This is a genomic window from Bradyrhizobium sp. BWC-3-1, assembly GCF_032917965.1.
Taxonomy (GTDB): Bacteria; Pseudomonadota; Alphaproteobacteria; order Rhizobiales; family Xanthobacteraceae; genus Bradyrhizobium; species Bradyrhizobium canariense_D.
The window spans coordinates 4,177,144-4,200,992 of sequence record NZ_CP136625.1 but is presented as its reverse complement, the minus strand read 5'-3'; the positions used below and the strand labels follow the sequence as shown (position 1 = coordinate 4,200,992).

21 protein-coding genes are annotated in these 23,849 nt (G+C 63.2%); 6 read left to right on the top strand and 15 right to left on the bottom strand.

Going from position 1 to position 23,849, the window contains the following annotated elements; translation table 11 throughout:
* Positions 1-13: 13 nt before the first annotated feature.
* The 7 genes from era to rpoZ all read right to left on the bottom strand — a co-directional run bounded on the left by era (position 14) and on the right by rpoZ (position 6,907).
* On the bottom strand, positions 14-940 hold the full coding sequence (gene era, locus RX329_RS20380; RefSeq protein WP_018458406.1) for a GTPase Era: 927 nt from the start codon (positions 938-940) through the stop codon (positions 14-16).
* The gene (rnc, locus tag RX329_RS20375) at positions 930-1,796 is read right to left on the bottom strand and encodes a ribonuclease III (protein ID WP_085353426.1); all 867 of its coding nucleotides are present in this window, start codon (positions 1,794-1,796) and stop codon (positions 930-932) included. Before rnc ends, era begins: the two co-directional genes overlap by 11 nt.
* Positions 1,793-2,557: a signal peptidase I gene (lepB, locus tag RX329_RS20370; protein WP_018458408.1), complete on the bottom strand. Its 765-nt coding sequence runs from the start codon at positions 2,555-2,557 to the stop codon at positions 1,793-1,795. The genes rnc and lepB overlap by 4 nt, the downstream gene beginning before the upstream one ends.
* 248 nt (positions 2,558-2,805) lie before the next feature.
* The gene (gene acpS / locus RX329_RS20365) at positions 2,806-3,225 is read right to left on the bottom strand and encodes a holo-ACP synthase (RefSeq protein WP_007611179.1); all 420 of its coding nucleotides are present in this window, start codon (positions 3,223-3,225) and stop codon (positions 2,806-2,808) included.
* Positions 3,222-3,974, bottom strand: coding sequence for a pyridoxine 5'-phosphate synthase (locus tag RX329_RS20360; RefSeq protein WP_026233571.1), 753 nt, complete (start codon positions 3,972-3,974; stop codon positions 3,222-3,224). Before RX329_RS20360 ends, acpS begins: the two co-directional genes overlap by 4 nt.
* A gap of 45 nt (positions 3,975-4,019) precedes the next feature.
* Positions 4,020-6,305 (bottom strand): RelA/SpoT family protein, encoded by a 2,286-nt coding sequence (locus tag RX329_RS20355; RefSeq protein ID WP_026233572.1) that lies wholly within the window; start codon positions 6,303-6,305, stop codon positions 4,020-4,022.
* 209 nt (positions 6,306-6,514) lie between these two features.
* On the bottom strand, positions 6,515-6,907 hold the full coding sequence (gene rpoZ, locus RX329_RS20350; protein ID WP_007603391.1) for a DNA-directed RNA polymerase subunit omega: 393 nt from the start codon (positions 6,905-6,907) through the stop codon (positions 6,515-6,517).
* A 329-nt stretch (positions 6,908-7,236) separates the two neighbouring features.
* On the opposite strand from rpoZ, the gene RX329_RS20345 reads away from it, so the two are divergent.
* The gene (locus RX329_RS20345) at positions 7,237-7,884 is read left to right on the top strand and encodes an NYN domain-containing protein (protein ID WP_007603390.1); all 648 of its coding nucleotides are present in this window, start codon (positions 7,237-7,239) and stop codon (positions 7,882-7,884) included.
* Complete coding sequence (locus RX329_RS20340) at positions 7,865-8,539, top strand: uracil-DNA glycosylase (protein ID WP_026233573.1); 675 nt, start codon at positions 7,865-7,867, stop codon at positions 8,537-8,539. The genes RX329_RS20345 and RX329_RS20340 overlap by 20 nt, the downstream gene beginning before the upstream one ends.
* On the opposite strand, the gene RX329_RS20335 is transcribed toward RX329_RS20340, so the two are convergent.
* Genes RX329_RS20335 through dapA form a run of 4 tightly spaced genes read right to left on the bottom strand, consistent with a single transcriptional unit; the run spans position 8,536 to position 11,026 of the window.
* Positions 8,536-9,129 (bottom strand): peroxiredoxin, encoded by a 594-nt coding sequence (locus RX329_RS20335; protein ID WP_317246347.1) that lies wholly within the window; start codon positions 9,127-9,129, stop codon positions 8,536-8,538. The genes RX329_RS20340 and RX329_RS20335 overlap by 4 nt on opposite strands.
* 4 nt (positions 9,130-9,133) lie before the next feature.
* On the bottom strand, positions 9,134-9,607 hold the full coding sequence (gene smpB, locus RX329_RS20330; RefSeq protein WP_007603387.1) for an SsrA-binding protein SmpB: 474 nt from the start codon (positions 9,605-9,607) through the stop codon (positions 9,134-9,136).
* Between the two features lie 59 nt (positions 9,608-9,666).
* Entirely contained in the window at positions 9,667-10,083 is a 417-nt protein-coding gene (mscL, locus tag RX329_RS20325) for a large conductance mechanosensitive channel protein MscL (protein WP_162496383.1), read from the bottom strand.
* 52 nt (positions 10,084-10,135) lie between these two features.
* The gene (dapA, locus tag RX329_RS20320; RefSeq protein ID WP_007603384.1) at positions 10,136-11,026 is read right to left on the bottom strand and encodes a 4-hydroxy-tetrahydrodipicolinate synthase; all 891 of its coding nucleotides are present in this window, start codon (positions 11,024-11,026) and stop codon (positions 10,136-10,138) included.
* A gap of 293 nt (positions 11,027-11,319) precedes the next feature.
* On the opposite strand from dapA, the gene RX329_RS20315 reads away from it, so the two are divergent.
* Positions 11,320-13,713 carry a lytic transglycosylase domain-containing protein gene (locus RX329_RS20315; protein ID WP_317246432.1) on the top strand — a complete coding sequence of 798 codons (2,394 nt, stop codon included), beginning with the start codon at positions 11,320-11,322 and terminating at the stop codon, positions 13,711-13,713.
* A 201-nt stretch (positions 13,714-13,914) separates the two neighbouring features.
* Entirely contained in the window at positions 13,915-14,733 is an 819-nt protein-coding gene (locus RX329_RS20310) for a YkgJ family cysteine cluster protein (RefSeq protein WP_317246346.1), read from the top strand.
* Positions 14,734-15,051: 318 nt separating this feature from the next.
* Here RX329_RS20310 and RX329_RS20305 read toward each other — a convergent pair whose 3' ends face one another.
* On the bottom strand, positions 15,052-16,623 hold the full coding sequence (locus RX329_RS20305) for a porin (protein ID WP_085357377.1): 1,572 nt from the start codon (positions 16,621-16,623) through the stop codon (positions 15,052-15,054).
* A 249-nt stretch (positions 16,624-16,872) separates the two neighbouring features.
* Between RX329_RS20305 and RX329_RS20300 the strand changes: the two genes are divergently transcribed.
* Together RX329_RS20300 and RX329_RS20295 are read left to right on the top strand one after the other, a co-directional pair.
* Complete coding sequence (locus RX329_RS20300; RefSeq protein WP_161495144.1) at positions 16,873-18,327, top strand: hypothetical protein; 1,455 nt, start codon at positions 16,873-16,875, stop codon at positions 18,325-18,327.
* A 283-nt stretch (positions 18,328-18,610) separates the two neighbouring features.
* Entirely contained in the window at positions 18,611-20,053 is a 1,443-nt protein-coding gene (locus tag RX329_RS20295; RefSeq protein WP_143275425.1) for a hypothetical protein, read from the top strand.
* Between the two features lie 945 nt (positions 20,054-20,998).
* Here RX329_RS20295 and RX329_RS20290 read toward each other — a convergent pair.
* The 3 genes from RX329_RS20290 to tnpC all read right to left on the bottom strand — a co-directional run bounded on the left by RX329_RS20290 (position 20,999) and on the right by tnpC (position 23,842).
* On the bottom strand, positions 20,999-21,607 hold the full coding sequence (locus tag RX329_RS20290) for a recombinase family protein (protein ID WP_317246345.1): 609 nt from the start codon (positions 21,605-21,607) through the stop codon (positions 20,999-21,001).
* A 70-nt stretch (positions 21,608-21,677) separates the two neighbouring features.
* Positions 21,678-22,280 (bottom strand): plasmid pRiA4b ORF-3 family protein, encoded by a 603-nt coding sequence (locus tag RX329_RS20285; RefSeq protein WP_085394294.1) that lies wholly within the window; start codon positions 22,278-22,280, stop codon positions 21,678-21,680.
* On the bottom strand, positions 22,277-23,842 hold the full coding sequence (gene tnpC, locus RX329_RS20280; protein ID WP_317244292.1) for an IS66 family transposase: 1,566 nt from the start codon (positions 23,840-23,842) through the stop codon (positions 22,277-22,279). Before tnpC ends, RX329_RS20285 begins: the two co-directional genes overlap by 4 nt.
* Positions 23,843-23,849: the final 7 nt, after the last annotated feature.

Sequence of the window (23,849 nt, the reverse complement as noted above, 5' to 3'; positions counted from 1 at the left end):
GATCTTTTCTTGGTTATTCTTTGGGAAATTCCAGGCCCATCTCGCGGTAGCGATCGGGATCGTCGCTCCAGTTCTCGCGCACCTTGACGAACAGGAACAGGTGCACCGGCACGCCCAGGATCTCGCCGATCTCCTTGCGCGAGTCCGCGCCGATCGACTTGATGGTGGCGCCACCGGCGCCGAGCACGATCTTGCGCTGGCTTTCGCGCTCGACGAAAATCGTCTGCTCGATGCGCACCGACTTGTCCTTGCGTTCTTCCCACTTGTCGGTCTCGACGGTGGACTGGTAGGGCAGTTCCTGGTGCAGTTTGCGAAAGATCTTCTCGCGCGTGATCTCGGCCGCGAGCTGCCGCATCGGCGCGTCCGACATCTGGTCTTCGGGATAGAGGAACGGCCCCGGCGGTACGATCTCGGACAGTGTACGCCTGAGGTCATCGACGCCGTCGCCGGAGATCGCCGCGATCATGAACGTCTTTGCGAAGGCCATGCGCTCGTTGGCAGCCTGCGCCAGCGCCAGCAGCTTCTCGCGCTGGACCAGGTCGACTTTGTTGATGACCAAAATCTTCTCGTGCTTGACGCTGGCGACCTTGGTGAGGATTGCCTCCGCTTCCTCGTCGATGCCGGCCTTGGCATCCAGCAGCACGCAGACGAGGTCGGCGTCATGCGCGCCGCTCCAGGCGGTCGAGACCATGGCGCGGTCGAGCCGGCGCTTGGGCAGGAAGATTCCGGGCGTATCGACCAGGATGATCTGCGCGTTGTTCTCGATCACGATGCCGCGGATCAGCGCGCGCGTGGTCTGCACCTTACGCGAGACGATCGTGACCTTGGCCCCGACCAGCGCATTGACCAGCGTGGATTTGCCGACATTCGGCGCGCCGATCAGCGCGACGAAGCCGCAGCGCGTGGCAGTGGGCGCCTCGCCGCTTGCTTCAACCGTCATTGCCGCCGCCAACGCCTTCACGTTCGATCATCACTGAAGCTGCCACTTTCTCTGCCGCGCGCTTGCTGCCGCCGATGCCTTCCGCCGGTGCCAGCCCCGGCAGGTCGACCGCGACGCGGAATTGCGGATCGTGATGCGGGCCGGTGCGCTCGACCTCGCGATAAACCGGCGTCGGCAATCCCTTGCCCTGTGCCCATTCCTGGAGAACGGTCTTGGGATCGCGCAAGGGACGTCGCGGCTTGTGCATGCGCTCGGTCCAGTTGCGCTTGACGAAATCGGCCGCTGCCGCGTAGCCGCCGTCTAGGAACACGGCGCCGATCACGGCCTCGCAGATGTCGCCGAGCACGCTCTTGCGCAGGCGCGCGTCGGCGCTGGAGCCGACCGAGCCGAGCTTGATGTCGTCGAGCAGACCGAGCGACTTGGCGACATCGGCGCAGCTCTCCTTGCGCACCAGTTCGGCAAGTCGCTTGGACAGCTCGCCTTCGTCGGCGTTCGGGAAGGCGTGATAGAGCATGTCGGAGACGACGAGCCCGAGCACATGGTCGCCGAGGAATTCCAGTCGCTGATAGCTGTCGCCGCGCTTGCGCCCGGACTTCAGCGCGGAGACATGCGTGACGCCCTGCATCAAGAGGTTCGGATCGGCAAAGCTGTAGCCGATGCGTGCCTCGAGCCCCGCATTCGCATCCGAGCCCCTGACCTTGCTGCTCCGCACCCGCTTCTTCTTTGCGGGCGTCTTGATCTCAGGCGTCTTGACCTCAAGGGTCTTGGTATCAAGAGTCTTGGTCGCAGCTTCGCCGTCGGGGCCCGCTTGCGCCTCCGTCGGTAGGATCGCGATGTCCTTGGCTTCGTCTTTCATCGGACGATTTTGAAGAAGCGATTCCAGCGCACCGCCCAGGGCCAGCGCCAGAACATCCAGGCATGCTCGCCTTCGGCGATCGAGAAGAAGATCATCTGGGCGCGCCCGATCAAATTCTCCTGCGGCACGTAGCCGACCTGGCCGAGGAAGCGACTGTCGGTGGAGTTGTCGCGGTTGTCGCCCATCATGAAGAAGTGGCCGGTCGGCACGGTGTAGACGTTGGTGTTGTCGACGTAGCCGTTGTCGGCGCAGTCCAGCGTCTCGTAGGACACGCCATTCGGGAGCGTTTCCTTCCAGCGCTTCACCCGGGAGACGCCGCTGCCTTCGGCGCCGCAGGGGTCCTCGCCGACAAATTCGCTCATGCGCTGCCGCTCGACCGGCGTGTCGTTGATGTAGAGCAGCCCGTCCCGCATCTGGATGCGGTCGCCGGGCAGGCCGATCACGCGCTTGATGTAGTCGGTGGAATCGTCCTTCGGCAGGCGGAATACGACGATGTCGCCGCGGTTCGGGTCCGAGCCCCAGATCCGCCCCGAGAACAGCGGCGGCGAGAACGGGATCGAGTAATGGCTGTAGCCGTAGGAATATTTCGAGACGAACAGATAGTCGCCGACCAGCAGTGTCGCCTTCATCGAGCCGGATGGGATGTTGAACGGCTGAAACAGGAAGGTGCGGATCACCAGAGCGATCAGGAGAGCGTGGATCACGACCCGGATCGTTTCGCCGATGCCGCTCTCAGTTTTCGTTCCTGAAGTCACGCTCATTGCTCTCTCAATTCCGGCGGGCGGTCACAGCGCGCCCTCCTCCCGCGAACAGCCCATCGCTCGCGGCCCAAGGAGATTGTCCTGATTCTGATAATGAGGGCCAATTCCGGCGTAAAGCCGAATTCGCCCAGCCTGATTTGCGTCCGCGGACTTTTAGACGGTTGTCGGAGGCCACGCAATCAAGGATCGCGTCAAAACTGCATAAGCGCTTGATTTTGAATGCGAATTATAAAATTATCGGAGCACCGTCAGGGTTTGGCCAGCGGCACGGCCGAAATGATGACGAAGGCCTGTGCCAGCGGCCAGTCATCGGTGATCGACAGGTCGATCTGCGCCGCGAACCCTTCGGGCGTCAGGGCCTGGAGCCGGGCCAGCGCCCCGCCCGTCAATTGCATGGTTGGCCGCCCTCCCGGCAGGTTGACCACCCCCATGTCGCGCCACCACACGCCGCGCCTGATGCCGGTGCCGAGTGCCTTGGAGCAGGCCTCCTTGGCGGCGAAGCGCTTGGCGTAGGTTGCCACCACCATCTTCTCGTTCTTGGCGCGCCGCTCCGCCTTGGCCCGCTCGGCCGCGGTGAAGATGCGGTCGAGGAAGCGCTCGCCATGGCGGTCGATCACCTTGCCGACCCGGGTGATGTCGATCAGATCGGAGCCGATGCCGATGATCATGCCCGGCTCCGGCCGCGGTCCATCGCCGCGCGCATGCTGCGAACCGTCTCGGCGAGACCGACGAACAGGGCTTCGCCGATCATGTAGTAGCCGATGTTGAGTTCCATGATGTCCGGCAAGCCGGCGATCGTCTCCGCTGTCGCGTAGTCCAGCCCGTGTCCGGCGTGAACCTCCAGCCCTGCTTCTTTCGCCAGCTTCGCCCCTGCCACGATCCGCCGCCATTCGGCCTCGGCCTTGTCGGCGTGACCCTCGACGACGGCGTCGCACCAGGCGCCGGTGTGGATCTCGATCACGGGTGCGCGCAGCCGCGCCGCCGTCTCGATCTGGGCGGGATCGGCCGCGATGAACAGCGACACCCGGATGCCGGCATCGTTCAGCCGCGCGATATAAGGCGCCAGCGCATTGTGCTGGCCGACGACGTCGAGCCCGCCTTCGGTCGTCACCTCCTGGCGCCGCTCCGGCACGAGGCACACCGCATGCGGCCTGGTGGCGAGCGAAATACGCATCATGTCCTCGGTCGCCGCCATCTCGAAATTAAGCGGCTTGGAGATCTCGGCTTTCAGCCGCGCCATGTCCTCGTCGCGGATGTGCCGGCGATCCTCGCGCAAATGAGCGGTGATGCCGTCGGCGCCGGCCTCGATCGCTAGCAGCGCCGCGCGCACCGGATCGGGATTGCGGCCGCTGCGCGCGTTACGCAGGGTCGCGACATGGTCGACATTGACGCCGAGGCGGAGCGGAGGTGCAGGCATTTCAGGACTCACGGAATCATAGGAATGGACCATGACGGAAGGCGTCTATCCATTAACACGTTCGGCGCGGGCGACGACCGCCTTCGCGCGCAGCTGGGCCAGGATCGCGCTCAAATGCTTGAGATCGTAGACTTCGAGATCGATCGTCGTCTCCGTGAAGTCCGGTGAGCGGCGCTGCATGCTGATGTTGTCGATGTTGCCGTCGTGCTCGGCGATCACGGTCGCGATCTGCGCCAGCGCGCCGGGTTCGTTGACATTCTCGACCTTGATGCGGGCCGGGAAGCGCTGCGGCGCGGAGTCCTCGATGTCCCAGCGCACGTCGAGCCAGCGCTCCGGCTCTTCTTCGAAATCCTTCAGGGCCGGCGCCTGGATTGGGTAGATGGTGATGCCCTCGCCCGGCGTGACGATGCCGACGATGCGGTCGCCGGGCACTGCGCCGCCATTCGGCGCAAACTTCACCGGCAGGTCGGAATTGATGCCGCGGATCGGAATCGCGACCGGGGTGCGCGGCGGTTCGAACGACTTCTCCTTGAGCTTGCCGGCAAGCCCCTTCTTGACGCCGTAGCGCGCGATGCGCTCCTCCTTGTAGTCGGGATACATCGCACGCGCGACGTGGGAGGCCTTGATCTCGCCGCGTCCCACAGCCGCCATGACGTCCTCGATCGAGGTTCGTGCCAGCCGCGGCAGCGCGCCCTTGAGCTTGTCGTCGGCATATTCGATCTTGGCGCGCTCGAACAGGCGCTCGACGATGCGCCGGCCGAGACCGACATATTGATCGCGCACCGCAGTCCTGGTGGCGCGGCGGATTGCGGCGCGCGCCTTGCCGGTGACCGCGAGCGTTTCCCAGGCGGACGGCGGCGCCGCTTGCGCTTCGGAGGTCAGCACCTCGACCTCGTCGCCATTCTGGAGCTCCGAGGACAGCGGCGCAAACTGGCCGTTGATCTTGCAGCCCACCGCGCTGTTGCCGACGTCGGTATGCACGGCATAGGCGAAGTCGATCACGTTGGCATGGCGCGGCAGCGCGATCAGCTTGCCCTTTGGGGTGAAGCAGAACACCTGGTCGTGGAACAGCTCGAGCTTGGTGTGCTCGAGGAATTCCTCGGGGTTGGCGCTCTCCGAGAGGATGCCGATGGTGTGGCGCAACCAGGCGAACGCATTGGACTCGCGCTTGAGGAATTCGGTCGGCGAGCCCACGCCTTCCTTGTAGAACACGTGCGCGGCGATGCCGCGCTCGGCGATCTGGTCCATCGCCTCGGTGCGGATTTGCAACTCGACGCGCTGGTTGCCGGGGCCGATCACGGTGGTGTGGATCGAGCGATAGTCGTTCTGCTTCGGCGTCGAGATGTAGTCCTTGAACCGCCCGGGCACGACCGGCCAGTTCGTGTGGACGATGCCGAGCGCGCGATAGCAGGCCTCGATGTCGTTGACGACGACGCGGAAGCCGAAGATGTCGGACAATTGCTCGAAGCCGACCGACTTCCGCTCCATCTTGGTCCAGATCGAGAATGGCTTCTTGCGGCGGCCATAGACCCGCGCGCCCAAGCCCCGGTGGCGCAGATTGTTGGAGAGCTGGTCCTCGATTTCGCCGATCAGATTGCGGTTGCGCTCCGCCAGCGCATCGAGCCGCTGCATCACCACCGAATAGGCTTCCGGGTCGAGGGTCCGGAACGACAGGTCCTCCAGCTCCTCGCGCATTTCCTGCATGCCCATGCGCCCGGCCAGCGGCGCATAGATATCGAGCGTCTCCTCGGCAATGCGCCGTCGCGATTCCGTCGGCACGAAGTCCAGCGTGCGCATGTTGTGCAGGCGATCGGCGAGCTTCACCAGGAGCACGCGGACGTCGTCGGCAATGGCCAGCAACAATTTGCGCAGATTCTCGGCCTGTTTGGCCTCCCGCGACACCAGCTCCAGCCGCTTCAGCTTGGTCAGCCCTTCGACCAGCGCGCCGATCTCGGGCCCGAAGATCTGGTCGATCTCGGCCCGCGTCGCTTCGGTGTCCTCGATCGTGTCGTGGAGCAGCGCAGCCACGATGGTGGCGTCGTCGAGTTTCAGGTCGGTGAGAATCGCCGCCACTTCGAGCGGATGGGAGAAGTACGGGTCGCCCGAGGCGCGGGTCTGCGAGCCGTGCGCCTTCATGGCGTAGACATAGGCGCGGTTCAGCAGATCTTCGTCGGTGTTGGGATTGTAGGACCTGACGCGCTCGACGAGGTCATATTGACGCATCATGCGTGCGCGAGGCTTCGCCGGGCGCGCCACCGGCGCAGTCGGGGCCACGGCAACCGATTCGGTTGCGGCCTGCATCTGCGTTGGTGTGCGGCGTCGATATACCATGCCGTCCTGCCTTCAAACGGACCACGACAGAGCCCGTTGTATACATCTTAGCTCCGATCGCGCGCGTGTCCGATCAATTCAGTGACAGGGACAGGCGCGAACCGACGACGCTATGGTAACCACGAAAACGCCAACAAAAGCAAAGGCCCGAACAACGGTTCGGGCCTTTGATCAGATCACAAAGAAGTCGATGAGCGCGACGGGACGATTTACTCGTCTTCCTCGGGTTGCTCCTCGGGCGGCGCGAGGCCTTCGAGACCCTTCAGGAGCTCTTCTTCCGTCATGCGCTCAACGGCGACTTCGGTATCGTCTGCATCCACGCTTGCACCGGCGGAACCGATCAGCGGCACAGTGTCAGGCTCGGGCTCGTCGACCTCGACGAACTTCTGCAGCGAGTGCACCAGCTCCTCGCGGAGGTCCTCCGGCGAAATGGTGGTCTCAGCAATTTCGCGCAAAGACACAACAGGGTTCTTGTCGTTATCACGGTCAACCGTTAGTTGTGAACCAGACGAAATCATGCGGGCGCGGTGGGCGGCCAGCAGGACCAGGTCAAACCGGTTGTCGACCTTGTCGATACAATCTTCTACGGTGACGCGAGCCATCGACTGTCGCTCCGTTGTGGGTGGGACGAAATATGTGGATGAATGCCGGTAGTTATAGGGACCGGGAGGGTTTCGCAAGGCCAATTTGTGATTTGGCCTCGCCAAACGGCTCTGCTACCCCCACATTGGCGCTGGGATGGGTGGTTACCCGGGCCGCCGGCGAGGGCGGCGCCGGGTATGTGCAAGTTGGCCATAACTATACCTTGATTGCCCCGACTTCTCCGGATTTGCGGTTTCGACGGGTTTCGGCGGGACTTTAGAAGCGCGCGGCTTGCTGTCGCCGCGCCAACAATAAACGATCAATCACGAACTCTACGCGAGCAAACTGAATGTCACCTTCCTCTACCGACAAGATCGCGCTCTTCATCGATGGAGCCAATCTCTACGCGACGGCAAAAACTCTGGGCTTCGACATCGATTACAAGCGCCTGCTGAAGGAGTTTCAGAGCCGCGGGACGCTACTTAGGGCGTTCTACTACACCGCGATCATCGAGGATCAGGAGTACTCCTCGATCCGGCCGCTGATCGACTGGCTCGACTACAACGGCTACACCGTCGTCACCAAGGCGACCAAGGAGTTCATCGACGCCTCCGGCCGCCGCAAGGTCAAGGGCAACATGGACATCGAGCTCGCCGTGAACGCCATGGAGCTCGCCGAGCACATCGACCAGATGGTGCTGTTCTCGGGCGACGGCGACTTCCGCTCTCTGGTCGAGGCCGTTCAGCGCCGCGGCGTGCGGGTCACCGTGATTTCCACGATCGCCAGCCAGCCGCCGATGATCGCCGACGAGCTGCGCCGGCAGGCCGACGTCTTCACCGACCTCGTCGAGCTGCAGTCCAAGCTCGGTCGCGACCCGTCCGAACGCCCCGCCCCGCGTGACCGCGGCGACCGCGAGGCGCGCCACCACGCTCCGCAGTTCCTCCAGCGCGCAACCACGATGGCGCCGGCGAGGGGCGATGACGACTTCGAGGAGTGAGGCGGCCCGGTCAAGCCGCCAGCCTCTCAGCCTCGTCCCCGACCGTGACTGTCCGCTCTGTCCGCGCCTGGTCGCCTTTCGCGAGGCGAACCGCGCGCGCGAGCCATTGTGGCACAATGCACCGGTTGCGCCTTTCGGCGACATCAAGGCGCGCCTGCTGATCGTCGGCCTTGCGCCGGGGATGCAGGGCGCCAACCGCACCGGCCGTCCCTTCACCGGCGATTATGCCGGCGACCTGCTCTACACCACGCTGCTCGAATACGGATTCGCCAAGGGCCAATATCGGGCGCGTCCCGACGACGGCCTGAAGCTGGTCGACTGCCGGATCGCCAATGCGGTGCATTGCGTGCCGCCCCAGAACAAGCCGCTGCCGGTCGAGATCAACACCTGCCGGCAGTTTCTCGCCGCGAATCTCGCAACGATGCCGAACCTGCGCGCGATCGTCGCCCTCGGGCGCATTGCGCACGACACCGTGCTCAAGCCGCTGAACCTGAAGGGATCGCAAGCCCCCTTCGGCCACGGCGCCGTGCATCAGGCCGGCGCATTCAGGCTCTACGACAGCTATCACTGCTCCCGCTACAACACGAACACCCGCGTGCTGACGCCGGACATGTTCCGCTCCGTGTTCGCGAAGGTGAAGGCCGACCTCGACTAATCCCTAGACAAGCCTTTGGCCGGATTGGCCTTCAGCCAGTCCAGCACATCGCCGGCGTTCCGGTCGGGCGGAAACACCGGATAGAACACATGCGTGATCCTGGCGTCGTCGACGATCAGCGCAAGGCGCTTGATCAGCGTCAGGCCCGCAACCTCCATGGTCGGCAAATTCAGGGCGCGCGTGAGCGCCAGCTTCTCGTCCGAGAGCACCGGGAACGGCAGATGCAGCCGCGAGGCCATCTCGGTCTGGTACGCGTTGCTCTGGGTCGAGAGGCCGAACACCTGCGCGGCGCCGGCGGCCTTCAGCTCGGCGAACAGATCGCGAAACGCGCAAGTCTGCGGCGTGCAGCCGCGCGCGCCCGGGATGATGTCCCAATCGTCGACCAGCGCGATCTTGCCGGGCTCGCCGGTGCGCGGATAGGCGAACACCACGGTCCGGCCACGCAGCGCCGACAGCGCGACTGACGTGTCGTCAGTGGCGAGCAGGCTGACCGGCGGCAGCGTCATGCCTTTCAGGTGCGCGGCGCCGCCGTCATCCGCGGGGGCGGGAATCCGGGTCCAATCAACCTCGAGCAGGTTTCTCTGAGTCATCCCGCTATCCCCTCGCCCGCATCAGGCGGCCCTTCTCCCGGCTCCAGTCGCGCTTCTTCTCGGACTCGCGCTTGTCGTGCAGCTTCTTGCCTTTTGCAACCGCGAGCTGCAATTTCGCGCGACCACGCTCGTTGAAGTAAAGCTTGAGCGGGATCAGCGTCATGCCTTCGCGGTCGACCGCTCCCATCAGCTTGTTGATCTGCTTGCGATGCAGCAGCAGTTTTCGCGGCCGCTTGGGCTCGTGATTGAAGCGGTTGCCCTGAAGATATTCCGGAATGGTGGCGTTGATCAGCCAGATCTCGCCGTCCTTGGAATCGGCGTAGGATTCCGCGATCGTGCTCTTGCCGTTGCGGATCGACTTGACCTCGGTGCCGGTCAGGGCAATGCCGACCTCGATCGTATCCTCGATCGCATAGTTGAAGCGGGCCTTGCGATTTTCCGCCATGACCTTGATCGGACGTTCATTCTTGTCGGCCATGGGGGACAAACCTGATCGAGATGCGCGAGGACGCTAACAGTTTGGATGAAGCGCGCGCGTCAAGACTTCTTGAGGAGATCGCGGATCTCGGTCAGCAGCTCGACCTCGGCCGACGGCTTCGGCGGAGCGGCAGGCTCCGCCTCGTCCTTGCGCTTCAACTTGTTCATGGCACGGATCACCAGGAACAGCACGAAGGCAATGATGATGAAGTTGATCGTCAGCGTGAGGAAGTTGCCCCAAGCCAAGACGGCACCCTGCTTTTTCGCGTCCGCGAGATTTGCGGCGGTGACCTTGCTCGAAAGCGGCGTGAAGTAGTTCGAGAAGTCGAGGCCGCCGGTAACTGCGCCGATGATGGGCATGATCACGTCGCCGACCAGCGACGTCACGATGGCGCCGAAGGCCGCACCGATGATGACGCCGACCGCGAGGTCAACGACGTTGCCCTTCATGGCGAATTCGCGGAACTCCGTGAGCATCCGCGTGCCTCTTTCCTCGATCGCCATGAAAGCTCCCCGATCGGCCAGCGCGTCAGTTGATGAGGCCGGCATGAACCATTGCGCTGCGCACGGCAACGCGGGTCGGCTCGGTGACCGGCACCATCGGCAGCCGCAGCGTCTCGTCCAGCTTGCCGAGCAGCGACAGCGCGTACTTGATCGGCGCCGGATTGCTCTCGATGAAGAGGTTGTTGTGCAGCGGCATCAGCTTGTCGTGCAGCTTCAGCGCGGTGGCATGATCGCCCTTCGCCCAGGCGGCCTGGAACTCCGAGCACAGCCGCGGCGCGACGTTCGAGGTCACCGAGATGCAGCCATGGCCGCCATGGGCCATGTAACCCAGGATGGTCGCATCCTCGCCCGAGAGCTGGTTGAAGTCCTCGCCCATTGCCGCGCGCTGCTGCGAGACGCGAACCATGCTGGCGGTGGCGTCCTTGACGCCGGCGATGTTCTTCAGCTCCCACAGCCGCGCCATGGTGTCGACCGACATGTCGATCACGGAACGCGGCGGGATGTTGTAGATGATGATCGGAATCCCGATCGCGTCGTTGATCGCCTTGAAGTGCTGGTACATGCCTTCCTGGGTCGGCTTGTTGTAGTAGGGCGTCACGACCAGAACCGCGTTGGCGCCCGCCTTTTCAGCGTGCTGGGCGAGCTCGATCGCCTCCTTGGTCGAGTTGGAGCCGGCGCCGGCGACGACAGGCACGCGGCCTTTCGCTTCCTCGATGCACCATTCGACGACCTTCTTGTGCTCGTCATGGCTCAGCGTCGGGCTCTCGCCGGTGGTGCCGACCGGGACCAGGCCGTTGGTGCCCTCCGAAATCTGCCAGTTGACCAGGGAGCGGAACGCCGCCTCGTCCAGCGAGCCGTTCTTGAACGGCGTGACCAAGGCGGTGAACGATCCCCGGAATTTCGTCTTGGCTGCCATGGACTTCCTCCGTACGCGGCGATCTCGAGCAAGCCGCATTCATATCGGGTCTATCCCGCCGGTAAAAGACCCGCTTCCGTGTGACGCACGGGTTTAGGCCGCGATTTTGCCGCGGTGGTGGTGCAAACCCGGCAAAGGTAAGCGGCTGTTGGTATTTGTCCGTATATTCAATCAAATATAGCCAGATCTTGTACAGCTAGGTCTTGAGCCAATTGACTGATTCGGGGCGACGAAACGCCGTGATCTCCTTTCCGCGCGCCGCATGGCGATCCACCGGTCTGGTCGTGTGCCTGATGGCAGGGCTGTCGGCCGGCTGCGCCGCCTGGGCCAAATCCAATGAGACAACCGCGGAGACCGCCAAGGAAACCGCGAAGGAAATCGCAAAGCCAGCCGCCAAGGACACCACGAAGGGGGCGTCCAAGGGAACCGGCAAGGACATTTCGAAGGACGCCGCCAAGGGCGCAAGCAAGGGCGCGACCAGTCCACCCGCCAAGGATGCCGCGAAGAAGCCTGCCAAGGACGCTGGCAAGGATGCTGGCAAGAACGCAGGCAAGGAACCTGCAAAGGACAAGCTGAAGCCTGCGGCTGTCGCGCCGAAACCTCAGCCGGCCGCTGGCGGCTCGGTCCCGAAGACCGCACCCGCACCGGCAGCAACGGCCATCGTCAGACCGACCGCCCCGGCCTCCGCCAAGCCCGTCGCGGCTCCTGTCCTGGCTCCGGCGACCCGCCAGCATGCCGCCCCGCGCAAGCCGGTCACACCGGCTGCGGTTGCTGCGACCTCCTCGACGCCGCAAGCCGACAAGGACACGCTGGAGACCGTGATCGAGCTCGTGCGCAAGCGCAAGGCGGGCGACGCCACCAGTGCCGCGGCCACGATCTCGGATCCGGTCGCGCGAAAACTCGCGGAATGGATCATCCTTCGCAGCGAGGACAATGGCGCGACTGTGGAGCGCTACCGCGCCTTCCTGTCCGCCAATCCGAGCTGGCCCTCGCAGACCTTCCTGCGCCGGCGCCTGGAGGCCGCGATGTGGGACGACAGGCGCGACGACCAGGTCGCGTGGTCGTGGTTCGAGAACGAATCCCCCGTGTCCGCCAAGGGCCGCTTCACGGTCGCCAAGGCGATGCTGGCGCGCGGCGACCGTGCCAACGCCGAACGTCTGGTGCGCGATGCCTGGCGCAGCGACCCGATGTCGGAAGAGACCGAAAACAACGCACTCGACCAGTTCGGCGCGCTGCTGACGCCCGGCGATCAGAAGGCGCGGATGGATACGCTGCTCTACGGCAGCGAGAACGAGGCCGCATTGCGGGCTGCAAAGCGCCTCGGGGCCGGCTATGTCGCACTCGCCAAAGCCCGCATCGCCTCCCTCAAGAAAGCGCCGAACGCTCGTGCGCTGCTCGAAGCCGTGCCGCGCGAGCTGCACGGCGATCCGGGCTTCATCTTCAGCAAGATCCAGCTGCTGCGCCGCGAGGAGAAATTTGCGGAAGCCGCCCAGCTCATGCTGTCGGCACCGAAGGATCCGGGCCGGCTCTACAATCTCGACGAATGGTGGATCGAACGGCGCCTCCTGGCGCGCAAGATGATCGACACCGAGGAATTCCGCAGCGCCTATCTGATCGCGCGCGATGCGGCCCTGCCCTCGCGCGACATCTACAAGACCGAGCAAGAGTTCACCGCCGGCTGGATCGCGCTGCGCTTCCTCAACGATCCCGCGGCCGCCACCCAGCACTTTGCCCGCATCGGGATCGGCAGCGTCAATCCGACCACGCTGGCGCGCGCCGGCTATTGGCAGGGCCGCGCCGCCGAAGCTGCAGGCCGCCAGCAGGAGGCGCGCAACGCCTACGCGCGGGCCGCCGAGCAATCCACCAGCTATTACGGCCAGCTCGCACGCGCCAAGCTCGGCCTGCCGCAGATCGAGCTCAACGCTCAGCCGCGCAGCCGCGGTGCCGAACGGCTGGAGATCGTGCGCGCCGCGCAGCTGCTCTACGAGCTCGACGAGCGCGAGATGGTGATACCGTTGCTCGCCGACATGGGCGAGAACGGCGATCCCGAAGCGCTAGCCGGCCTCGGCGAGCTCACCCAGCGCCACAGCGACGCGCGCGGCATGCTGCTGCTCGGCAAGGCCGCGCTCAATCGCGGGCTGCCGTTCGATTTCTATGCCTATCCCGTCAACGGCATTCCGCAATTCACGCCGATCGGACCCGAGGTCGAGCGCAGCATCATCTACGCCATCGCGCGGCAGGAGAGCGCCTTCAATCCCTCGGTCGTCTCGCCGGCGCAGGCCTATGGGCTGATGCAGGTGACGCCGGACGCTGCGCGCTATGTCTGCAAGCGGCACGGCGGGACCTACGATCTGGGGCGTCTGAAGAACGATTCGGCCTACAACGCCACGCTCGGCTCGGCCGAGCTCGGTGGACTGCTCGAAGACTATCGCGGCTCCTACATCATGACCTTCGCCGCTTACAATGCCGGCCGCGGCAGTGTGAAGAAGTGGATCGACCGCTACGGCGATCCGCGTGACCCCAAGGTCGACGCGGTCGACTGGGTCGAGCTGATCCCGTTCTCCGAGACGCGCAACTATGTGCAGCGGATCATGGAGAACCTTCAGGTCTACCGCGCCCGCTTCGGCGGCGGCACCCGGTTGCAGATCGAGGCTGATTTGCGCCGTGGCGCCGGCAGCGTGGAATAGCGGCGTGCCTATGAGACTCGCTTGCGGCGATCCGATAACAAGGTATCCGCGCGAGGGGGTAACGCGGTCAGCTCCCGGCGTTTGAGGCGGGGCCATCAACATGGGCCGGAGTGCTCCAGACCGTACGGTGAGAAGCTGAACGAGAAGATCGTGCAGGGCGGATCGGGCGCGCCGCAATAAGAGAAGAAAAGAACTACAAACATGGATCAGGCAATGTTGAGCGTCGCCCGTGCAGTAGAGGCGGGCGCGACGACGATGAAGGGTGTGATCGACGCCACGGGACTATCTCGTCTCAAAATCGAACGTGCGTTGAATGCGCTGGAAAAGCAGAAGCTGCTGGTCCGCGACGGGCAGGGTTTTCGCGGAACCAGCCCGACGAGGACAGCCCAGCCAGCCCGGCAATGCGGCTCGTGCAATGCCTGCTGCGATATCCTCGAAGTGGCGGCCGTCGACAAGCCGGTGAACCAGCGGTGCAGGCATTGGCAGACGGGCACTGGATGCACCATCTACGAGCGCCGTCCGCAGATGTGCCGTTCCTTCGTCTGCGCCTGGCTGCAGGGCCATCTGGATGACGACTGGTTTCCGGCGAAATCGGGCATCATCGTGCATTTCAGCCAGGACGCGGTCAACGTTACCGTCGATGACCATTGCCCCGATCGCTGGCGGGAGGAGCCCTATTTCAGCAAGCTCGCCGAATGGTCGCTGAATGGCATCAAGAGGATCGGAAACCGCGGCTACGCGACCCTCGTCGTCTCCGGTGCCGGGCGGTTCCTGCTGCTCGGGCGAACCGTCGTTCCGGAGCCGACGCTGTTCGGCACCGCGTTCCTCCCGCTCACCGCCGACACATTTCGATTCTGGCGGGCGAAATCCCCGGAGCATCTGCAGCGGCTGCACGAGCGCATCGCCGAGATCGAGCGGATCAGACGGGAATTCGGCTCCTGCACAATTCCCTCGAATGAGGACGACGATCCGCAAGCCCCCTATCGGCCGGCGCTTCTACGGCTGTCGCACCACGCCTAAACTCCGACGTCGTCGACGCGGCCTAACCCGCTCTATGCCGCTCGACTCGCGCTGGTTGCGGTCTAGACGGGCAGACCACGTTGGACGCCGTGGTGGCCATGAATCTCAAGGACCTGCCGGCGCCTCCGCCTCTTGCCGCGGCGGCTGAAGTGGTCTTGATCGCGCGATCCGAACCCCGCTCTTGATCACCCAAAGCTACTCATCATTCCACACTCCACTCGTTCTCCAGAACATGTCGGAGATCCGTGGTCCGCCTGGTGCAAAAAAGAGCCCCGGCGGTTTCCCGCCGGGGCTCTCTGTCAGGTCGTTAGACCGAACTTACCAGTTGCGCTGAGCGCGGAGGAGCAGAACGAGCGTGTCCTGATCCTTCAGCTCGTACACGGCGGCCGGCTTGGCCGTCGTGCCGGCACCAGCGTAAGCAACCGTACCAGCGTACTTCTGGTCCAGATGGGTCCAGGAGAGGTCGGCCGAGAACGTCAGGTTCTTGACCGGGGTCCAGCGGGTGATGACACCGACCTGGCCGATGGCGAAGTCAGGATTACAACCCGTCACGCCCGCCAGGCCGCCGAACACGCCGCCAGCACCGCCAGCGCCGCAGAGGGTGGTCTTAGCAAGAGTGCCGTACTGCGCCTGAGCGTAAGCACCGTAGATCGCGGTGTTCCAGTATGGATCCCAGTTATGGGTGTAGGCACCGCGGAAGCCCCAGGTCTTGACGGTTTCCTGACCGCTGCCGGTCACGAACACGGTGTCCGGAGCGATGGCGAAGCCGACGCTCTGGTAGGCAACGCCGGAGCTGCCGAACATCGAGTAGCTGCCGCCCGCCAGGTTCTGGAAGTTGTAGCGGGATGCGCCGTCGGTGTAGACGCCCTGGATGTTGATCACGTCACCCGCGCCAGTCGGGATGTTCTTGATCGACAGAGCGAGCTGAGCAGCCCAACCCCACTTGTCGTCGGGATGGCCAGTCGGCTCGGTGGCGCCGTAGTAGGCAACGTGGTTGTCATGCGCAGCGACCGACGCCTGGAACAGACCCCAAGCCTGGTCGACACGGACCATACCGACGAGGTTCGGCGAACGCGAACCGCCGATGGCGTTGGAGCCATACGAACCGCCGATCATGCCAGCCGCAGTCGCGCCAGTCATGTTCAGGTTGCCGGCCTGGTAATAGGCCGTCGCATCTTCAGCCGAGAACGACGCCGTCACGCCCTGACCGAAGTCAGCGGTGTAGGTGAACTGGTTGACACCAGTGACCGTGCCGGAACCGCCGACGAGGCTGTCGAAGTTGTTGCCGGGATAGTTGGTCCAGGGCGCGTCGAACTGCGACACGGCCTTACCCATGGTGAAGCCAGCGAACTGGATGAAGGCGTAGTACACGCCGAGCGAACCGCCGGAGGTCGCGCCGTCGGTGCCGTTGACGGCCGAACCAACGAGCGCCGGGGCGGCGCCGGAGGTGTTGAGCGCCAGCGTGCTGCTGTAGGCAGTGGTGCCGGTCGCGCTGCCGGTGCCGGCGTAGTTGCCGGTGGTCCAGGAGAACACGCCGTCGAAGAAGGTACGGACGACGCCGTACTCGGTCGCGGTGCGCGTGTCGATGTTGAGATCTTCACGAGCGCGCATGGTGTAGTAGTTCGTCAGACGGTTGCGCGCGCCGTTGTTCGACGTGAGCTGACCGCTGAAGTCCGAGTTGGTGTTCAGCGCGACTTCAGCGCGCAGATAACCACCCAGCTTGATGCAGGTGTCGGTGCCGGGGATGTAGTAGAAACCCGCACCGTACAGGGAGCAGATCTTCACGTATTCGACCGCTTTGGCCTTCACGGGGAGATCGGCTGCCTGCGCTCCGCCAACAGCGAGCAGACCCGCCGCGGAACCGAGCAAAAGGCTCTTAACCAACTTCATGTTAAACCTCCAAGTTTGCCATAGGGAAGGTTCCGGATCCGCTGGGTGAAGACACCCTAAGGTTGGTTCCCTTGTCCCTTAAATTCACCGCTTAGTCGCTTCGCGCCTTCGGACACACCCGCTGAACGCGAGGGACTTAAGCGATCCGAAATGTCGGGGAGCCAAAGGTAGAAAGATCAGTAACTTACTGATTGCCAACGCCATTTGGATGCGCCTATCTACAAGGCACCGTACAGAATGGCGTTTCAAATGACCCGGCTAACAAGGACTTCTACCGGGGCTTACACGGCCCGAAAGGCGATCCCCGAGGGCGTCAGGAAGGCCTACGCGGCGCGGTTCGGAAATGCCTGGGAAGAGAAGTTCTATCTTTCGGCCGGGGTGTCGGATCACGAGGCCCGCGCGCGGTTCGGCGAGTGGCTGGCAGAAATTGAGATACGCATTGCGAGCCTGAAGGCTGCAAAGGCAAAGGGTCCGCAGCCGCTTACACGGCAACAAGCCTATGCGCTGGCTGGCCAATGGTATTCCTGGTTTCTGTCGAGGCACGAACGAGACCTAAGGACGCCCGGACATTGGCGAGCCCTCGCGGAGACTTTGGTCTGGGAAGTCATCCGACCTCACGCCCCCGACGAATACGAAGAGCGACCGGCAAACGACCCCGACTGTGATTGGCAGTTCTCGCCCGAGGTGAAGGAGGAAATACGCCCCGCTATCGCGCTTGAGGCCGAAACAGCAGCGTTCTTACTTGGACAAGGTCTAAAGCTCACACCGGATGCAGACGCACTCTTTGTTGACGCAGTGGGTAACAACCTTCTGCCGGCACTTCAGCGGTTGGAGGCGCTCGCGCGAGGCGACTTTAGCCCCGATAAGCACTCGTCCGTCTTTCCTGCGCTGGAAGAGGTGAGCGCCGTTACGCCAGTTAAGGCGCTGGAGCTTTTCGACGCTTGGAGGAAAGCGGTCCAGCCGGCTGAAGGCACGGTTTACCGTTGGGCTACAGTGTTCAAGGAGGCCAATCGCCACTTCCCCGACGTACGGCGTATTACCTATGAAAAGGCAAAGGCTTGGATGACAGGTCTCATCAACGAAGAACGCTCAGCAGGAACCGTTGCAGGTGCGTGGCGGACAGCGCTGAAAACGGTGTTCACTTGGGGCCTGAAAGAGAGATTGATCGAGAGCAATCCTTTTACCGAGGTCCACATCAGCGTTCCTCGAAAAAATGTTGAGCGAGAGGGCAAAGCGTTCGAGAGAGCGGAGATCAAGACGATCCTATCGGCCGCCCTCCTCTCGTCTGACACTAAATCCTATAGCGAGCGAGCCCGCCGCTGGGTGCCATGGATTTGCGCCTATTCAGGTGCGCGTGCAGGCGAAATCACGCAATTACGAGCCGCCGACATACAGCAGCGAGATGGTTTTTGGTTCGCAAGATTGACGCCCTCGGCCGGCAAGATGAAGACGCGCAAGGCGCGCACGATCCCCCTCCATGAGCACCTCATTGAACAGGGTTTGATTGAGTTCGTGCACAGAGCAAACGGCGCTCCGCTGTTCTATGAACCCAACGAACGGTCCGACAAGCGAGTGGAAAATCGACCCCGACAGAATCAAGCGGAGCGAATGAGGTCACAGGTGGGCATGTGGGTGCGGTCTTTGGGCGTAAACGACCAGAGATCAGCCCAAACCACGCGTGGCGCCACACTTTCAAAACGATAGCAGCTCGCGTCGGCATTGATGAGCGGTACAGCGACGCCATTACGGGGCATGTACCTCCAACGACGGGGAGGAAGTACACCACACCGACGCCCGAGGATCTCGCGGAAGCAATCAAGAAGTTCCCTCGATACAAGCTGGATTGATAATGTTTGCCCGGAAGGGCCGTCACGCGTCTCTCGCAGGGGGCGTACACGTGGCGAGCACGACCGAGAGGGCATTGAGTTCACACAATACGACAAAAGAACTGCGATTCGGGATGAGCAGCAGAGCAGACACGACCACAATGACGGACACATCCGAAGAGTGGGATCCCGAGGCCGCGACACGTTCAGGCTGGGATCCGAAGACCCCCAAGGAGGAGCGCGCGCCGCTCAACAAGGCACCCTTGGCAACCCTACGTGCGACACCGATCAGTCAACAGGCCTCTGCACTGATGGGCGAGCTTGCCGCGCGCTATCCGAGGCCGCAAGCCGCGAAAGGCGCGGCGTATGCACGCAAGAAGACCATGGTAGATCACGCGAACGCTGTGGGTGCGTTCATCGCTGATCTGCTCGACACGGTCCACCGTGATCGGAGCGAGGGGTGGCTCATGTGCTCCTTGAAAAAGAGCGACTACACCCGTGGGCGTGAAGGCGCTCCTGGTATCACATGGCGCATGTTCGAGGCTGTGCGCCTCGCGTTTGCTGAGGCGGGCCTGGTTGAGCACAAGCCAGGATATCCGGGGTGGTATAACGGATTGAAAAGCGTCGGCCCCGCTTCGGGCAAGCTCACCCGCTACAGGGCGACACCGGCTCTGTTGGCGGCGTGTGCCTCGCATGGTGTGACACCGGACACCGTGGGGGAGCACTTCCGGTTTGAGGTGGTGATGCCTTCCGAGTTGGTGCGGCTAACGTCGCCCTACCAGAAGACGCCTGACACGGAACATGCGCAGCGGCTTCGGGCACAAGTCGCCGCGCTCAACTCTTTCGCCGCACATCACACGCTCGCGCACCCAAATCGCGAGATCAGGCACCTTGGCTGGGTTCGGCTGTTTCACCGCGCGGATGACCCCGACTTCCGGTGGAATAAGGGCGGACGGCTTTGGTCCTACCCACAAGACGGCACCTGCTACCAGCGCATCGGCGGCAAGGAGCGACGGAAGATGATTATCGACGACGAGGCTGTGGTCGAGGTCGATATCTCCTCCGCCTATCTCACCATCTTCTATTCATGGTGTGGCCAGCAACTCGACACCGACACAGACGCCTACGGCGGCATCCTTGGTGACACCGATCTGGATCGGGAAGTCGCGAAGTGCTGGATCAACATGTCTTTCGGCGGCGGGCAACTGCGAACGCGGTGGACCAAGGAGATCAAGGAGAACCTTTTGGACCGTCTGGAGCACAAGGATATCTCGCCGGACACCTTCGATCCCAAGGCCTACCCCATGAAACGGATCAGGGAGCGCGTCCTACAGCGGCACCCTATCCTTGAGCGATGGGGCGAAGAGATTGGGGGCCGTGTTCGGGACTGGAGCGACCTCCAGTTTGTTGAGAGTGAAGTCATTATTGGGACTATGCAGGAGCTGATGGCTGGCGGCACCCCGAGCTATCCAGTCCATGACAGCATTATCGTCCCACGGAGCAAGGAGGCGGTGGCTGTGGACATCCTCAAGAAGAAGTTCCGCGCCAGAACGGGAGCGGTCCCCAAGCTGGGCATATCACGGCCAGAGCCTCTCGACTTCTAAGAGAGTGGAGCCTCCCCTTATGGATGATATTCATAGTGGTATATTCCCCACTCCTCCTCCCCATCACACACCACACAGCCGCGAGCCACCACACCATATCGTGGAACGAATGTTGACGCAGGAGAGCCGGTGGCTCGGTTCCAGCGTTGCATTATTATCACATCGCGGATTGGGCGTTTGGCAACCGGGAGCCCCGGCCCGCCTCATAGGTCCCCAAACGACCAGAAACGACTCTGGATGCGTTTTCCGCGCGGCCCAGTGGGGTTAGAGCCCCGCCGAGCGGACTCACAAGTGACTCTCCTGGGCTTTCCTCGGGAGAGTCCCAAGGAGAACCTTGTGTATCACGTTGAGACTCAGCGAAGTCTGTGGAGGCGCTTTGGCGTCTGAGCGCCTACACCCCCGTAGCCCTATCCGGGAGAGGCGACTCCCTGTGGCCCCCAAAGAGACACCGCAGCCGTAAGTCTGAAGGCGGCCGATCCAGGGGCTCAAAACAGCGAGAATAGCCCTGCGGCGGCCAATGCGAACACGGTGGTCACGATGGCCGCCTTGACCATCTGCTTGCCCCCATCGCCCAACAAATGAGCCCGATCCCAGCGATGACCGTGACGGTGTGTGGATTGAAGGTCGAATGCCCTTCGTTATGCTCGGCGCAACCGTAGGGGCGAGGCACCGCAGTCCTAAGCTCCGCCGCCGCCGCCCTTCAACCCGAGGAAGTTTGAACCCGGGGCGGGGCATGATGCCAGATTAGGATCCCTTACCGGAAAGGGGGCCCAAAGTTTCACGTGGTGTCCCGTGGGCGCCGGGCAGGTCTCAACCGCTGCGGTAGATCAGCCACAGGCCGACGATGAGGAGCACGCCGGGACCCTTTGAGACCTGGAACGCAGTGAGGAGTGTGGAGAGCAGCACCAATAGTGTTCCAACCAGTAACATCGTGGCCGCCCCATTCTATGCCCGCTCAAGGATGTTCGCGACTGATTGGGCGTGCCATTGGCCACCTCGGGCCGTGGGGACACCCCGCGCATTCAGCGCGTCCGCTATCTGCCTGAGCGTGCTCGCGCCCGCCTTCTGTGTCTCGCGGATGATGGGAAGCACATTCGCAGCGTAGCGGTCGGCCTCGGCCTTTACGGCTTCCACAGCTCCCTTGCGGGCCACGTGGAGCTTAGGGTTGCCCAGTGTAACCCCGCGGGCCTTCGCGGCCGATAGGGCTTGCCGTGTGCGGGTGGAGATCAGCGCACGCTCCTTCTCGGCCAGGGCGGCGAACAGGTGCAGGACGAATGGGTCAACGTCGGGCCCAAGCTCAGCGACCACGAAAGGGACCTTGTGGGCCATTAGCCCGGAGATGAAGTGTACATCACGGCTGAGCCGGTCGAGCTTCGCAACTCCTACGTGGCACCTGAGCTTCCGTGCAGCAGCCAGCGCGGCCTTGAGCTGCGGCCTCCGGTCCAGAGCATCCGAGCCTTTGCCCGTCTCCACCTCAACGAACTCGCGGGCGACTTCGTATCCCTCGGAGGACGCGAAGTGAGCCAGGGTCTGCCGCTGGGCCTCAATGCCCAAGCCGGAGCGGCTTTGAGCAGAGGTAGAAAGTAAGCGTCGCTCTGAGGCCCATTTGATTGGTGCTTGACGTCTATTTTGAACGCGTGGTGCGCCGGCGCGGCTTCCATATTTCCGACAATGCGTTGACGGCGGCCTCGAGCGCCTTCCGGTCGACGACGTTGGGATCAAACTGCTCAGGGCCCCAGAGGCGCATTTGTTCGTGCTCCGGATGGGTGGGGTCGCGGATGGCGTCGAGGTATTCGGTATAGCCTGACGCACCGCCGACATCTTCCGGAGGACAACGGCCGGCGGCCTCGAGCAAGAGGGGAAGTCCCTCCGTTGTCGTGTTGTCGAACCACTTTTCGAGCTTGATCACGTGATCCCAGCTGTCGCCGAAGTCGTAGAGATAATGGATCGTCTTCGCGCCGGTCTCGTGAACGATATTGGAGAGCCGCGTCTTGCGAGCATCGATGGGCTGAGGGCCAAAATCTCCATCGGGATCAGGGATACCCCAACGTCCTTCGCCAGCCAAAAACTCGAAGAGATGGCTATTCGTCCAGCCAAACGCCGCCTGAAGCGTCAGATGCAGCCGATCAAGGCGCAGCGTGAGCGGCACGACAAGGCATCGCATCACCTCCGGTTTCACGTCCTTGAGAGTCACCTTGATCCGGACCGCGGTCGTGCTGAGGCTCATGCCGCAAGCCTCGGATCTTGTGCATGCATCGTATAGGTGGATGCCCAGGGAAGCAGTTCGTCCAGCCGTGCCGCCGGCCAGCCATTGACGAGCTTTGCGAGAACGTCGGCAAGCCAATACTCGGCGCTGACGCCGTTGAGCTTACAGGTCTCAATGAGCGACGCCAGCAATGCCCAATTCTCAGCACCCTCGTCACACCCGGCGAACAGGGCGTTCTTGGCATTGAGCTTGATCGGCCGCATCGCACGCTCCACTGCGTTGGTGTCCATTTCGATGCGCCCGTCATCAAGGTAGAGCGTCAAGCCGTCCCAATGACGCAGTGCATAGCGTAAAGCTTTCGCCGTCTCACTCTTCTGCGCGAGGTGACCAAGCTTCGCCTCAAACCACTGCTTCAAGGCTGCAGCCAACGGCCGGGCATGCGCCTGCCGGCCCGCGCGGCGCTCGGCGTCAGATCGGCCACGGCGGGCTTTCTCGACCGCGTAGAGCTGGGCGATGCGCTCGAGGGCCTCGCGGGCAACCGGCGCCGGCGCCGGCGAAGCCTCGCGCTCGATCTTCACAAACTGGCGCCGGAGATGCGACCAGCAGAATGCGAGCGTCCCGGACAAGGCGTCCGCACGCGTCTCTCGCATCATGGTCTTGTAAGCCTGATAGCCGTCGCAGTGGATGATGCCGCGATAGCCTTCGAGCAGTCGCAAGCCATGAACGGCGCCGCGGCCTGGTGCATAGGCATAGACCACGCCGGGCGGATCAGGCCCGGCCCAAGGCCTGTCATCGCGCGACAGCGCCCAGAAGTAGCCGGTTTTGGTCCTGCCGCGCCCGGGATCCAGCACCGGCGCCGGGGTCTCATCGACACAGAGCTTCGGAGAGGCGAGTAGAAGCTCGCGCAGGCGATGCCACAAGGGCTTCAATTCCTGGGCGGCGTAGCCGACCCAGAAGGCGAGCGTGGAACGGTCGATGGCGATACCGTGCGTCGCCAGCATCTGCGTCTGGCAGTAAAGCGGCAAATGCCAATGATACTTGGCATCGATCACATGCGCGACGAGCCGCTCGGTCGGCAGTCCTCCCCTGATCAATCGCTCGGGAGCAGCATGCTGGAGGACGACGCCGTGACAGGCGCGGCAGGCCAGTTTGGGGCGGCGGGTGACGATAACGCGATACTGCGCCGGTACGACGTCCAGCCTCTGGCTCTCATCGTGACCGATCTCAAAAAGGTCGCCTGCGCAGCACGGGCAGCAGGTTGCAGCGGGCATCAGGGTCTCGATGATGCGCGGCAAATGCTCCGGCAGCTTGCCACGATTGGCCCTGCGCTCGGCAGCTCTCTTCTCGCGTGTTTTGGGATTGGCGCGGTCCTCGGCTGCTTCGAGAGCCGCGACAGCCTGATCGATATCCTCCAGAACAAGCTGGAGCTGATCACCGTCAAGCTTTTCCGACGATCGACCGAACTGCGCGTCTTTTGCAAGCTTGAGCAACCGCTCGAGCCTGGCGCAGCGATCCAGCAGAGCCGCGGCAAAGACGCGCAACTCGGCTGGATCGCTCGGCAGTTCATCAGGCAAATCACTCATTGGCCCG